This window comes from Streptomyces sp. NPDC039736 (assembly GCF_055596485.1).
This window is the reverse complement of sequence record NZ_JBVIUQ010000005.1, coordinates 246,064-258,616: the sequence shown is the minus strand read 5'-3', so window position 1 is coordinate 258,616 and position 12,553 is coordinate 246,064. Positions and strand designations below refer to the sequence as shown.

The 12,553-nt window shown below is 72.0% G+C and carries 15 protein-coding genes; 8 read left to right on the top strand and 7 right to left on the bottom strand.

Annotation, left to right across the window (positions count from 1 at the left end):
* Window positions 1-290 precede the first annotated feature (290 nt).
* The 5 genes from ACZ56L_RS17805 to ACZ56L_RS17785 are packed head-to-tail and all read right to left on the bottom strand — an operon-like array spanning window position 291 to window position 4,796.
* Entirely contained in the window at window positions 291-1,292 is a 1,002-nt protein-coding gene (locus ACZ56L_RS17805) for a tyrosine-protein phosphatase (protein ID WP_471064907.1), read from the bottom strand.
* Between the two features lie 30 nt (window positions 1,293-1,322).
* Complete coding sequence (locus tag ACZ56L_RS17800; RefSeq protein WP_471065220.1) at window positions 1,323-2,390, bottom strand: NAD(P)H-dependent flavin oxidoreductase; 1,068 nt, start codon at window positions 2,388-2,390, stop codon at window positions 1,323-1,325.
* 20 nt (window positions 2,391-2,410) lie between these two features.
* Window positions 2,411-3,166, bottom strand: coding sequence for a CoA-transferase subunit beta (locus ACZ56L_RS17795; protein ID WP_468683969.1), 756 nt, complete (start codon window positions 3,164-3,166; stop codon window positions 2,411-2,413).
* Window positions 3,163-4,017 carry a CoA transferase subunit A gene (locus ACZ56L_RS17790; RefSeq protein ID WP_345223934.1) on the bottom strand — a complete coding sequence of 285 codons (855 nt, stop codon included), beginning with the start codon at window positions 4,015-4,017 and terminating at the stop codon, window positions 3,163-3,165. The genes ACZ56L_RS17795 and ACZ56L_RS17790 overlap by 4 nt, the downstream gene beginning before the upstream one ends.
* Entirely contained in the window at window positions 4,014-4,796 is a 783-nt protein-coding gene (locus ACZ56L_RS17785; RefSeq protein WP_471064905.1) for an enoyl-CoA hydratase family protein, read from the bottom strand. The genes ACZ56L_RS17790 and ACZ56L_RS17785 overlap by 4 nt, the downstream gene beginning before the upstream one ends.
* A 68-nt stretch (window positions 4,797-4,864) precedes the next feature.
* Between ACZ56L_RS17785 and ACZ56L_RS17780 the strand changes: the two genes are divergently transcribed.
* The 6 genes from ACZ56L_RS17780 to ACZ56L_RS17755 all read left to right on the top strand — a co-directional run bounded on the left by ACZ56L_RS17780 (window position 4,865) and on the right by ACZ56L_RS17755 (window position 8,984).
* Window positions 4,865-5,641 (top strand): SDR family oxidoreductase, encoded by a 777-nt coding sequence (locus ACZ56L_RS17780; protein ID WP_471064903.1) that lies wholly within the window; start codon window positions 4,865-4,867, stop codon window positions 5,639-5,641.
* A 1-nt stretch (window position 5,642) separates the two neighbouring features.
* Window positions 5,643-6,551: an SDR family oxidoreductase gene (locus ACZ56L_RS17775; protein WP_345223940.1), complete on the top strand. Its 909-nt coding sequence runs from the start codon at window positions 5,643-5,645 to the stop codon at window positions 6,549-6,551.
* A 594-nt stretch (window positions 6,552-7,145) separates the two neighbouring features.
* Window positions 7,146-7,973, top strand: a complete 828-nt coding sequence (locus tag ACZ56L_RS17770) for a helix-turn-helix domain-containing protein (protein ID WP_468683980.1) — start codon at window positions 7,146-7,148, stop codon at window positions 7,971-7,973.
* Window positions 7,970-8,179: a DUF397 domain-containing protein gene (locus ACZ56L_RS17765; protein WP_345223946.1), complete on the top strand. Its 210-nt coding sequence runs from the start codon at window positions 7,970-7,972 to the stop codon at window positions 8,177-8,179. The genes ACZ56L_RS17770 and ACZ56L_RS17765 overlap by 4 nt, the downstream gene beginning before the upstream one ends.
* Before the next feature lie 149 nt (window positions 8,180-8,328).
* Window positions 8,329-8,679, top strand: a complete 351-nt coding sequence (locus ACZ56L_RS17760) for a nuclear transport factor 2 family protein (RefSeq protein WP_468683986.1) — start codon at window positions 8,329-8,331, stop codon at window positions 8,677-8,679.
* 83 nt (window positions 8,680-8,762) lie between these two features.
* Complete coding sequence (locus ACZ56L_RS17755; protein WP_471064902.1) at window positions 8,763-8,984, top strand: DUF397 domain-containing protein; 222 nt, start codon at window positions 8,763-8,765, stop codon at window positions 8,982-8,984.
* Here the strand turns inward: ACZ56L_RS17755 and ACZ56L_RS17750 are convergent.
* Together ACZ56L_RS17750 and ACZ56L_RS17745 are read right to left on the bottom strand one after the other, a co-directional pair.
* Entirely contained in the window at window positions 8,971-9,630 is a 660-nt protein-coding gene (locus tag ACZ56L_RS17750) for a hypothetical protein (protein ID WP_471064901.1), read from the bottom strand. The two genes, ACZ56L_RS17755 and ACZ56L_RS17750, sit on opposite strands and share 14 nt — an antisense overlap.
* Before the next feature lie 60 nt (window positions 9,631-9,690).
* On the bottom strand, window positions 9,691-10,392 hold the full coding sequence (locus ACZ56L_RS17745; protein ID WP_471064900.1) for a DUF6585 family protein: 702 nt from the start codon (window positions 10,390-10,392) through the stop codon (window positions 9,691-9,693).
* Between the two features lie 161 nt (window positions 10,393-10,553).
* On the opposite strand from ACZ56L_RS17745, the gene ACZ56L_RS17740 reads away from it, so the two are divergent.
* Both ACZ56L_RS17740 and ACZ56L_RS17735 read left to right on the top strand, forming a co-directional pair.
* On the top strand, window positions 10,554-11,564 hold the full coding sequence (locus ACZ56L_RS17740; protein WP_471064899.1) for an aminoglycoside phosphotransferase family protein: 1,011 nt from the start codon (window positions 10,554-10,556) through the stop codon (window positions 11,562-11,564).
* A gap of 189 nt (window positions 11,565-11,753) precedes the next feature.
* Entirely contained in the window at window positions 11,754-12,542 is a 789-nt protein-coding gene (locus ACZ56L_RS17735) for a 2-keto-4-pentenoate hydratase (protein WP_471064898.1), read from the top strand.
* Window positions 12,543-12,553: the final 11 nt, after the last annotated feature.

The window sequence follows — 12,553 nt, the reverse complement described above, 5'->3', positions numbered from 1 at the left end:
GCAGCCGCGCGGCGAGCGCTTTAGGTGGAGGGGCGGGTCCGGGGCCTCTCCTGCGTGAGCAGAACGGGGCTGTGCGTCCGGCACAGGTGCTGAGCCCATGGCCTCGGCGGAGGAGCGTGCCCGGCGCAGGCGCTCACGCAGGGGGGCGGCACCCGGGTGGGCCGGGAGCGGGAGGGGCCGCCCCCTTGCCCGCCCTCCCCCAAGCTCTCGGCTTCGCTCGAGCAGGGGGTACCCCCCTCGCCCCCTTGGGGCGGCCCCGTCGCCCAAGGGGACTCGGGGGCGAGGACGGGTTACGTGGTGAGGTGGGATTGGAGGTCGCGCAGAGTCCTGCGGTCCAGGCCCAGGCCCCTCGTCAGGTAGCCGTACAGGGAGCCGTACCGCCCACGCACCTCCGCCAGCGCCGTGTCCAGGTACTCCGACCGCACCTCCTGCAACGGAATCAGCAGATCCGGATTCTGCATCATCCCGGCCTGCTTCAACCCCTCCCGCACCCTCCTATCCGCCGCCGCCCTGATCGCGTTCGACGCCAGGTAGTCCTGCCGGGCCGTCCGCTCCGGGACGCCGAGCGCCCGCAGCAGCACGTACGTCGTCCAGCCCGTGCGGTCCTTGCCCGAGGTGCAGTGGAAGAGCACGGCGGACCGCGGGGAACTGCGGGCGAGGTCCCGGAAGGTCTTCGCGAACTGCGCCGTGTTCGCCGGATCGCTGATCAGCGTCCGGTACACCTTCTTCATCAGGTCGGACCCCTTGGACCCGCCCAGCGCCGCCTCCTGCCGCGCCGGGTCCCTGGAGGCGATGGCCGCCGTCATCTGCCCGTACAGCCCGCTGTCGTTGACCGGCCGGGCGGTGGCGTCGAGCCCCGCCGGAAGCCGGTCCGGGCCGTCGGACCGCACCTCCACCGGCACCCGGTAGTCGATCACCGTGCCGAGCCGCAGCCCGGCCAGGGTCGTGAGGTCCGGATCGGTGAGCCTGCCGAGTGCGTCGGCCCGGTAGACGAGTCCGTACCGGACCCGGTCCCCGCCGTGCGTGCGGTACCCGCCCACGTCGCGGACGTTGACCGCGCCCTGGAACGGAATCTGCCGGATCGTGTTCGCGTGGTCGTGCCGGGAGGGGGACACGGTGCCGTGCGCCGGGGCCGGTGCGAGGGCCGCGGCGGGCGTCGCGCCGAGGACGAGCGCGCCTGTGGCCGCGCCCACGGCCAGCCGTACCCGATTGCGGAGCGGACGGACCGGACGGACCGGACGGACCGGACGGGTCGAACGGGCCGGGCGAAATGAGCGGATCGAGCGGCTCATGCGGTCAACTCCTGTGCGGGAAAGGAGGATTCACCCTGGTGTCGGCAGGGTGCGGAACGCGTACAGCTCTTCGAGCACGGCTTCGGCCTCGGCCATGACACGTGCCACTAGCTCCGCGCAGCTCGGCAGGTCCTCGATCAGACCCGCCACCTGCCCCGACGCCATGACGCCGAGGTCGGTGCGGCCGTCGACCATCGAGGCCTTCAGCAGCATGGGGGTGTTGGCGGCCAGCAGGACCTGGCTCCAGGACAGGCTCCTGCCGTGCTTCATGGCGAGCCCGTCACGGACCATCCGCGGCCAGCTCAGCCCGGAGACCTTCCGGAAGGACGCCGCGCGCACCACTGCCTGCGCCAGCGCCCGCACCCGCCCGGACCGCTCCAGGGCCGCCACCAGCTCCGAGCGGAGCATCCGGTGCGGCATTCCGTCGACGGCCGTCGTGACGGTGACGTCCTTCACCGTCGCCGCCAGGTACTTCGCCTTCACCGCGTCCGGCACGGTGGAGTCCGAGGTGAGCAGGAAGCGGGTGCCCATGGCGACCCCGGCCGCCCCGTACGCCAGCGCGGCCACCAGCCCCCGCCCGTCGTGGAAGCCGCCCGCCGCGACCACCGGGATGTCCACGGCGTCCACCACCTGCGGCAGCAGCACGGTTGTCGCGACGTCGCCGGTGTGGCCGCCGCCCTCCCCGCCCTGCACGATCACGGCGTCCGCGCCCCACGCGGCGACCTTCTCCGCGTGCCGCTTGGCCCCGATGGAGGGGACGACGACGACCCCGGCGTCCTTCAGCTCGGCGATCAGCTCGCGCGAGGGGGCGAGCGCGAAGGAAGCGACCTTCACGCCCTCCTCGACGATGATCCGCACCCGCTCCCGGGCGTCCCCGGCGTCCGCCCGCAGATTGACCCCGAAGGGCGCGTCCGTGCGGGACTTCACCTCCCGCACGGCGGCCCGCAGTTGCTCCACCGTCATGGTCGCGGAGGCGAGGACGCCGAGCGCGCCGGCGTTCGCGGTCGCCGAGACCAGGCGCGGTCCCGCCACCCACCCCATGCCGGTCTGCACGAGGGGGTGCCGGACGCCGACGAGCCGGGTGAACGCGGTCTCCAGCACGGGGGTTCCGGGGTCGCTCATACGGGCTTCACCTCACGGTCGCGGGTGTTCTGCGGGTCGACCACCTCGCGGATCAGCCGCAGTTCCTCGGCGGTCGGTTCGCGGGTGTACGGCACGTCGTCGGCCATCGCGAGGGCGAAACCGGTGGCCTCCCGGACCTGCGCCACGCTCACGCCCGGGTGCAGCGAGGCGAGCCGCATCGAGCGGTCGGGGGTCTCGAAGTCGAAGACGCCGAGGTCGCTGACCACGCGCGGCAGCCGGTGGTAGCGGGTCGCGGAAGGACCGGCCGCCTCGGCGCTGTCGTGGCCGACCCCGCAGATCATGTCGACCTTCTCGACGAAGACCCGCGTCGAGTGCTTCGGCACCCAGTAACTGGTCGGGTTGTTCACGGTGTTGGCCGGTGCGCCGCGCACGCCCAGCAGTTGCCGCGCGGGCCGCTCCCAGTCGCCGATGCAGGAGATGTTCTGGTTGCCGAACCGGTCGAGCTGGCTGGCCCCCATCATCACGTGCCGCCGGCCGCCGGTGACCATGGTCAGGTGGTGGCGGTACGGCAGCCAGCCCTCCGGCGTCCCGTCCAGGCCGACGATCATGGCCTCGCCGTCGGTGAGGAGCAGGTCGGGGGCGAAGGTGCGCTTGGCGAGGCGGGCGCCGATGCCGGGGATCAGGCCCATCGGGCTGGCCAGCACCTCGCCGTTGTCGCGCCACGCCTCGGCGCAGGCGATCACGCAGTACTCGGCGCGCGAGACGGTGTCCGTGGGGGTCGGGGTGCTCACTTCGACTGCTCCTCGTGCCAGGCCTGGACCGCTGTCCGGTACGCCGACTCGTCCGCGCCGGACAGGAAGCGCTCGGCGAACTCGGGCCAGGGGGTGGTGGCGTACAGCTTCTGGAAGGCCTCGTCGCGTCCGTAGTCGGGGACGCAGGAGGTGAAGTGCGCGCCGTTCGGGGTCTCGACCACGCCGGTCACGGAGGTCCGCTTCAGCAGCAGCGACTGCGGGGCGGCCTCCTTCGTCAGTTCGGCGGTGTCGACGATCCGCTCGCAGGAGACGTACGCCGCGTCGGCGGCCTCGCAGAAGAGGTCGTCGAAGTAGGGGTCGGGGCCCAGGTACTGGCCGTTGCCGAGCCGGTCCGCGCGGTTCATGTGGACCAGGGCGGCGTCCAGGCGCAGGGCGGGCATCGCGACGAAGGTCTCCCCGTCCTCGTACGGCGAGGTGACCGTGCGGAGCTGGGGATTGACCCGCATCACGTCCGAGCCGATGCCGGCCCGCACGGGCAGGAAGGGCAGCCGGTTCGCGGCGGCGTGCAGCCCCCACATGAACATCGCCTCGTCGACCTCGGTGAGTTCGAACGCCCCCTCCTGGCGGGCGGTGCGGAAGTGCGGCTCCAGGGCGATGGAGTCGAGCGTCGCGAACGCCGCCACCAGCCTGCGAATGCGCCCGGCGGCCGCGAGGAGGCCGACGTCGGGTCCGCCGTACGAGACGACGGTCAGGTCGGTGAGGTCGCTGCGCAGGACGGCGCGGACCAGGGCCATCGGCTTGCGGCGCGAGCCCCAGCCGCCGATGCCGATCGTCATGCCGCTGCGCAGGCGGGAGACGACCTCGTCGGGGGTCATCGTCTTGTCGGTCACGTGCTCTTCTCCTTGCCGAATTCGTTCCGTACGCGGTCGGCGGTGCCGCTGAGGTTGGCCTCGAAGGTGAAGCCCTGCTCGAAGCGGTAGCTGCGGCGGACGTCGACGGGGTCGATGCCGTTGATGGCGGCCTTGGCGAGGCGGATCAGGTGGCCGTCCTTGCGGGCGATCTCGCGCGCCAGCTCCAGCGCCGCGTCATGGAGTTCACCGCGCGGTACGACCTTCCACACCGACCCGTGGTGGTGCAGTTCCCGCGCGGTGGCGGTGCGCGAGGTGTAGTACAGGGCGCGCATCAGGTGCTGCGGGACCAGCCGGGCGAGGTGGGTGGCCGCGCCGAGCGCGCCCCGGTCCAGCTCGGGCAGGCCGAAGGTGGCGTCGTCGGAGGCGACGATCGCGTCCGCGTTGCCGACGAGGCCGATCCCGCCGCCCAGGCAGAACCCGGCGACGGCCGCGACGACCGGGACCTCGCACTCGTACACGGCGGCGAAGGCTTCGGCGCAGCCGCTGTTCGCGCCGATGAGGGCGGTGTGGCCGCCGCCCGCGGCGCTCTCGCGCTGCATCTCCTTGATGTCGACGCCCGCGTTGAAGCCCCGGCTGCCGGGCGGGGCGGTGAGCACGACGCAGCGCACGTCGAGGTCGCGCCCGGCTGCTCGTACGGCGTCGGCCAGGTCGTACCAGCCCTGGACGGGCAGGGCGTTGACCGGCGGGAAGTCGACGGTGACGACGGCGACGCCGCCGTGGGGGCCGGAGGGGCCGGGGCGGGAGGTGGAGACACCCATGAATGGATCAGCTACCTTTCCACCAAACATTTGTTAGGTGCTTGTTCGTGTAGGGAAGGTAGCAGCGAATGGAACTGGACGGGAGGGTCGCCGTCGTCACAGGCGGCACCCGGGGGGTCGGCGCGGGCATCGCGCGGGCCTTCCTGGCGGCGGGGGCACGGGTCGTGGTCTGCGCGCGACGACCGCCGGACGAGCCGGTGGAGGCGGCGGGGCGGAAGGCCGAGTTCCGGCCGGTGGACCTGCGTGCGGCGCAGGCGGTCGAAGCCTTCCTCGCGGGTGTGGTGGAGTCGTACGGACACCTGGACGTGCTGGTCAACAACGCCGGCGGCACCCCGTACCGGCTCCTCGCGGACGGCGGCCCCGAGCGGCACGCCCGCGTGATCGGGCTGAACCTCCTCGCCCCGCTGAACGCCGCACTGGCCGCGCATCCGCACCTGAAGCGGGCGCGCGGGTCGATCGTGATGATCGGCAGCGTGAGCGGTACGCGCCCCTCGCCGGGGACGGCCGCGTACGGGGCCGCGAAGGCCGGGCTGGAGAACCTCACGCGGTCCATGGCCGTGGAGTGGGCCCCGGAGGTACGGGTGAACACCCTGGTCCTGGGGATGGTGCGGACCGAGCTGTCGCACCTCCACTACGGCGACGAGGACGGCCTCGCGGCGGTCGCGCGGACGATTCCGGCGGGCCGGATGGCCCGGCCGTCCGACATCGGCGACGCGGCGGTCTTCCTCGCGTCGGACCGGGCGGCGTACGTCAACGGGGCCTCGCTGCTCGTGCACGGGGGCGGCGAGCGCCCCGCCTTCCTCGATGCCGCGAATGCGAACAAGTCCGAAGCCGAAGGGAACTGACATGGGTATCGCCGAGGGACGCGTCGTGGTCGTGACCGGTGCGGGACGGGGCCTGGGCCGCGCCCACGCCCTCGCCTTCGCCGCCGAGGGGGCGAAGGTCGTCGTCAACGACCTGGGCGTGGGCGCGGACGGGGCGGGCGCCTCGCAGAGCCCCGCGGAGGAGGTCGTCGCGGAGATCCGCGCGGCGGGCGGCGAGGCGGTCGCGCACGGCGGCGACATCGCCACGACGGAGGGCGCGGCGTCGCTGGTGGCCACGGCCGTCGACGTGTTCGGCGGCCTCGACACCCTGGTCAACAACGCGGGCTTCCTGCGCGACCGGATGCTGGTCAACCTGGACGAGGACGACTGGGACGCGGTGCTGCGCGTGCACCTGAAAGGCCACTTCCTGGTGCTGAAGCACGCGGCGCAGTGGTGGCGGGCGGAGGCGAAGGCCGGGCGCCGGCGGGCGGCCCGCGTCGTCAACACCAGTTCCGGCGCCGGGCTGCTGGGGAGTGTCGGGCAGGGCAACTACTCCGCCGCGAAGGCCGGGATCGTCGGTCTGACCCTGGTCGCCTCCGCCGAGATGGGCCGGTACGGGGTCCAGGTCAACGCCCTCGCCCCGGCGGCCCGTACCCGTATGACGGAGCAGACCTTCGCCGAGACGATGGCCGCCCCGGAGGCCGGAGCCTTCGACGCGATGGCCCCCGAGAACGTCTCGCCGCTGGTGGTGTGGCTGGGCTCCGATGCCTCGGCGGGCGTCACGGGCCGCGTCTTCGAGGCCGAGGCCGGCCGGATCACGGTGATGGAGGGCTGGCGTCCGGGCCCGACGGCGGACAAGGGCGCGCGGTGGACCCCGGCGGAGGCGGGGGAGGCGGCGTCGAAGCTGCTGGCGCGGGCGGAGGCTCCGATGCCGGTGTACGGGGCGCGGTAGCGGCCGCCCGCGCCCTGGGGGCGATCGCGCATTCCGAGCCGTCGGCGGGTTCCGTCACCGTGTACTCGTGGAAGGTGCGCCGGAAGCGGGTGTGCCCGGTCTCGGCGGAGTGCGTGAACTGCCAGGCGGCGACGCCCATGGGGTTTCCCCGGTGCCGGACGCCGCCCCGCAGTCGGCGTCGTCGCCGGACACGCAGACCACTTCGTACTCGGGCTCGGACAGCGGGTCGGGGGCGATGCGGTACGGCACGAAGCGCAGGGACTTGCGTACGGTCATCACCGGCCGCCGAACATGAGGCGCTGCCGGTTGTACTCGGCGACGCGTGCGCTCAACTCGGCGGAGATGGTGGGCTTTCCGGTGTCTTCCTCGTCCTCTTCCCCGCCCTCCGGGGCGGGGGAGGCGGCCGGCTCGTGGGGAGGTGCAGGGTCCCCTCCGTGCCGTACTCGGCGGTCAGTGCGGCGAGCCAGGCGCGGGCGGTGCTGGACATGGGTGACTCCTCTCCGTAGTGGGTTCACTACTGGGGAGGTTCAGCGTGGCGCGAGGAGGGGAACCATTCAACCTGTCCGTCCCGGAGGAAAGGTCGGTGAAAGCCTCTTGAACATCAAGGAGTTGGACCCGGAAAGTTCACCGCAGGCTGCCTTCGGTGCGCGTCTACGCAGCGCACGAGAGGAGGCAGGCCTGACGCAGGACGAGTTGGCGGATCGAATGGGGTATTCCAGCACGCACCTTTCGTCTGTTGAAACTGGTCGCAAATCTCCAACCTTGCGCCTCGCGCGAAGTGCTGACACCGCCCTGGGGACGGGAAACGCCTTCGAACGCGCCTGGCGGGTCGTGCGCAACCTCGGCTTGCTGGAGGGCTTCCCACAGTTCGTGGACGTGGAAGGCCGTGCAGCGGAAATTCGGTTGTACGAAGTGGGTGTCGTGCCCGGGTTGCTTCAGACGCCCGAGTACGCGACGGTCCTGGCCGACAGTGCGCTCAAGCGGGGGGCCATCACGACTGATCAAGCGCGGGAGCGCGTCACGCTCATCGCCGAGCGCCAGTCGGCGTTAATCAGAACGCCCGCACCGCTGGTATTCGCTGTGCTGGACGAAAGCTGTATCTGCCGCCCCATCGGAGAACCCGCCGTCATGAACGCACAGTTGGATCGTCTGATCGAGTTCGCGGATCTGCCGAACACCGTGCTCCAGGTCGCCCCGTTCGCGATGGGGGCGCGTCGACCGTTCGACCTGCCCGTCACGGTGCTGACGCTGCCTGATCGTTCCCTGTTGTCGTACGCGGAGTCCGCCCAGCATGGCCATCTCGAACGGGAAAGCGCGTTCGTACTGCCGATCCTGACGGCCTACCATCAGCTACAGGCCGAAGCGCTGTCACAAGCGGAATCCGTGGCCATGATCCAGCAGGTACGAAAGGGCACCAGATGACGACCGAATCCCTCCGTTGGTTCAAGTCCTCGTACAGCAACAACGGCGGCCAGTGCATCGAGATCGCGACCGACCTCGTCGCTTCGCACGGCGTGGTCCCGGTCCGTGACTCCAAGACCCCGGGCGGCCCCACCCTGGGCCTGACCGCCCACGCCTTCTCCACCTTCATCACCGGCATCAAGTCAGGCGATCTGCACGCTTGTTGAGCAACGAGACCCGCCGCCCCGCATCCGCGAGGGCGGCGGTCTCGCCTCGCCGGATCACAGCCTCCGGTGCCGCATCAACCAACGTTCGCCCTGGTGCGACATCTCTCCCCGGCCGTCGACCGGTAGACGCCAACTGCGATAGTGGGGGGATGAGCGGTGACTTCTTGGTCCGGCACCATCACCAGTTGACTGCGTGGCTGAGGGATGGAGACGCGGAAAGCCTCGACGCCTTCCTGGGCGCGCACCACGACGCTTTCGTACTGGTGACGACAGATGGTGTGATCCTCGACCTTGAGACGCTACGAGGGTCCCTGCGTAGCGCGGGCGGCAGCCAGCCCGGATTGTCGATCGAGGTCGAGGAGATCACCAGCGTCACCCCCGAGGTGTACCGGTTCCTGGAGCGCCACCGGGTGGACGGCGCTGTCGTGGGCGTGCGGGTGGTGACGGCCGTGATGGACGACGGGTTGCTGCTCAGTGTGCAGGAGACTGCCCGCCGGTAAGGGCAAACGTTGCCTGATGCGGCACTGACATCGGCAGCAGTCCGAAGCGTGCTCGCAGGCATGGCGTCCGGAAGGGGTCCCTGATGACCGAGGCCGTCCAAGCGCTCCACTGGCGCAAGTCCACGTACAGCAGCAATGGCGGAGACTGCGTCGAGATCGCCACCCCGCCGGACGCCGTCCTCGTCCGCGACTCCAAGAATCCGGACGGCCCGCGCCTGGGACTGACGACCCACACCTTCGCCGTCTTCCTCACCGGCATCCAGTCGATGCGGCAGACGCAGGGCGCGGCCGTTACGCCGGGGTGATGAGGATGCCGGGCAGGGTGCCGTTCCGCACGGCATCCTGGTCGACGGACACACCCGTGTAGGCGCCCACGGCGGCGAAGACGAGTTCGGGGAGGCGTGCGCCGTGCTCCTCGTAGTAGGCGACGACCTCGTCCTCAGCGGCTTCGGGCATCGACGGGTACACCGCCCCCGCGGCGTGGAGCGCCGCATCGAGGGGTGAGCCCTGGCCGGTGTCGGTGCCGAAGTCGGCCCGGTGGGCGCGGGCGCCGGGGGCGTGGATGATCAGGGCCGGCGGGTTGTACCGGTTGGCGGTCAGGCAGACGATCTCCTCGCCCTCGCAGGGGAGCATCGATGCGGCCTTGCCCCGGTAGCCGGTGGCCCAGGTCGCCATGCCCCAGTGCTCCACCACGTACGTCCACTCACCGCACGTGCCGTACACGGCGCAGTTGGGCAGAGGGGAGTGGTGCCCCAACTGCCCTGCGGGGAGCGTCAGTTCTCGCCTCGGAATGCGCGCGGCCAGCTCGTCGAAGTCGGCGCCCAGGTTGATGAGGAACTCGTCGGTCCCCACGCCCCGGGCCAAGGTCAGCGAGATGCCGCCGGTCGTGCCGGGTGTGCCCGAAGGAGGGGTGGGGTGGAGTGCGCCCATCCACGCGATGCCGTCGCCCATGGCGCGAAGGGTATCGGCCGTACGCGGGCGGCGGGCAGGCGGCTGCGGCTCCGGGGGCCGTTACCGGGCGGCCCCCCGCTTGAGCCGCTGCACCACGCTCAGGAAGAGGTTGAGGTTGGCGATGTCGTGCGTGCTCGCCGAGTCACCGACCGAGCGCTTCCTGGCGTCGTTGAAGTACAGCTTCGCGTCGTACATCCAGTGGTTGGCGATCTCCGTCCACGCGGCCGTGCGCTTCCGGCCCGTCACGCCCTGCCGGTCCACCGTGAACGCCCCGAACGACACGCTTTCGCCGCGTTCGATCCGCGCCAGGACGGGCAGAAGATGCGTCTTCATGATGCTGTCCTGGATGAAGTCGCCCCAGTCGCCCGGGTAGAGGAACGGAGGCCCCTGCACCACCTCGGCAATGCCGTGCAGCTGCTTGTCGCCCTCGCGGAAGGTGCGGCCGCCGGGACCTATGCTGACCCCCACGCCCCTCCCGTCGATGAGGGTGTGACTGGAGTCCGTCAAGCCGCCGTTGACGGAACGCCGGTACACCAGGACGCGGGTGTCCGCCCAGTTGCGCGTGATCTCGGAGCCGGCCCGGGTGTCGCTGATGACGACCCCGCCCACGTAGAGGTAGAGGCGGCTGTCCTTCCACTTCCGGTACCGCAGGCCCCCGTACGGGACGAACGTCCAGCCCGCCCACTGCCCCAGGTCCGCGTGCGCGGCGAGGGCGGCGACGGAAGCGGTCGGCGGTTCGGTGAGATCGGGCCTCTGTGCCATGCGGTCGTGTTCCCCCTGAGATGGCGGAGGACCGGAGAGTCCTCCCACTCGTGTACGCCGAAAGGTAATTCAGCGGCCACCGGAGGCGGAACCCGTACGGGCTCCCGGGCCCCGGTGATATCCACTGGATGCCGGCCCCGTCCCGGTGGTGGGATGCCCCCATGAACGACCTCTCTCCCGCCCTCGACCTGGGCGATTACGCCGGGACCCGCACCCCCTGGGACGACCCCGACTGGCAGCGGCGGGCCCTAGGCTGGGCGGAGCGGGCCGTGGCGGACGCCGGGCTCCGGGAGGACACCGCCCGGCGGCGCGGCGTACGCCTCCGGCCCTGGTCGGTGCTCGTCCGCATGCCCCTGCGCGGCGGCGGCAACGCCTGGTTCAAGGCGAATCCGCCCGCCTCCGCCTTCGAGGCCGGGCTCGGCGAGGCGCTCGCCCGGTGGGCGCCGGAGCACGTCCTGCACCCGTACACCGTCGACGCCGAGCGGGGCTGGTCCCTGTGGCCCGACGGCGGTCCCCTCTTCGCCGACGTGCTCGACGCGCAGCCCGAGCCGGACGCCCGCGCCTGGGAGGAACCGCTGCGCCAGTACGCCGTCATGCAGCGCGCCCTGATCCCGTACGCCGACACGGCGGAGGCCCTGGGCGTGCCCGGCCTGCGCACCGCCGCCCTGGTGGAGACGTACGCACGCATGGTCGGCACCTGCGCGGCCCTCCCGGCGGACGAGCGGACGGACCTGCTCGCGCGGACCGGCCTGGTCGCGGACTGGTGCGCGGAGCTGGCGGACCTCGGCATCCCCGCCGCCCTCGACCACGCCGACCTGCACGAAGGGCAGGTCTTCGCCCCGGGGGCGGCCCACCCCGACCGGTACGCCTTCTTCGACTGGGGCGACGCCGTCGTCGGGCACCCCTTCGCGAGCCTCCTCGTCAACTCCCGCTTCGTCCAGGGGCGTTACGGGAACGACGCGCTGCCCCGGCTGCGCGACGCCTACCTGGAGCCGTGGACCGGCGACGGGCACAGCGCCGCCGAGCTCCGCCGCGCGGTGAGCCTGGCCTGCCGCCTCGGCACGGTGGGCCGGGCGGGGGCCTGGGGGCGGCTGTTCCCGGGAGCGGCGGCAGACGACGGCACGAAGGTGGCGCGCTGGCTGCGCGAGCTGTTCCGGGAGCCGCTGCTGTAGCGGAGCGGGGCGGCGGAGCGGGGCGGGCCGGAAGCGCTCCCGGCCCGCCCCCTCCCGGTGGCGTGGCGCGTCCGCCCGGAAGCCCCCGCCCCCTTTCCCGGCCAGTGGGAATTCGGCCTCCCCGGCGGTGGCGGCCCCCGCTTAGCCTCGCCGCAACGCACCGCCCCACCGCCCTGGAGGACCGCTCCCATGCTCGACGACCGCCGGAGGCTGGAGGCCGCGGAGCTGCTGCGCTCCGCCGAGCACAGCCGGACGCCCGTCGCCCCCCTCGCGGGGAGCGACGCCTTTGCCGGGATCTCCACCGAGGACGCGTACGAGATCCAGCTCCTCAACATCCGGCAGCGCGTCGCCGCCGGGGCGCGGATCACCGGCCACAAGGTGGGGCTCTCGTCCCCCGTGATGCAGCAGATGATGGGCGTCGACGAGCCCGACTACGGGCACCTCCTCGACGGCATGGAACTGTCCGAGGACGAACCCGTGCCCGTCGCCCGCTACTGCGCGCCCCGCGTCGAGGTCGAGGTCGGCTTCGTGCTCGGCGACGACCTGCCGGGCGAGGGCTGCACCGTGGCGGACGTGCTCGCGGCGACCGAGCGCGTCGTACCGGCCATCGAGCTGATCGACAGCCGGATGGCGGACTGGCGGATCACCATCGCCGACACCATCGCCGACAACGCCTCGTCCGCCGGATACGTCACCGGTGACGGGCGCGACCCGCGCGAGCTGGACCTGCGCGGCATCGACGCCACCCTCCGGTGCGGGGGCGAGGTGATCACGCGGGGGCGCAGCGACGCCGTGCTCGGCGATCCCGCCGCTTCCGTCGCCTGGCTCGCCCGCACCGTCGCCCGCTTCGGAGTGCCGTTGCGCAAGGGGCACCTGGTGCTGCCGGGGTCCTGCACGCGCGCCGTCGACGTGGTCGCGGGCAGGACCTGCACCGCCGAGTTCTCCGGACTCGGCTCCGTCTCCCTCTCCTTCAGCTGAGGAACGTACGC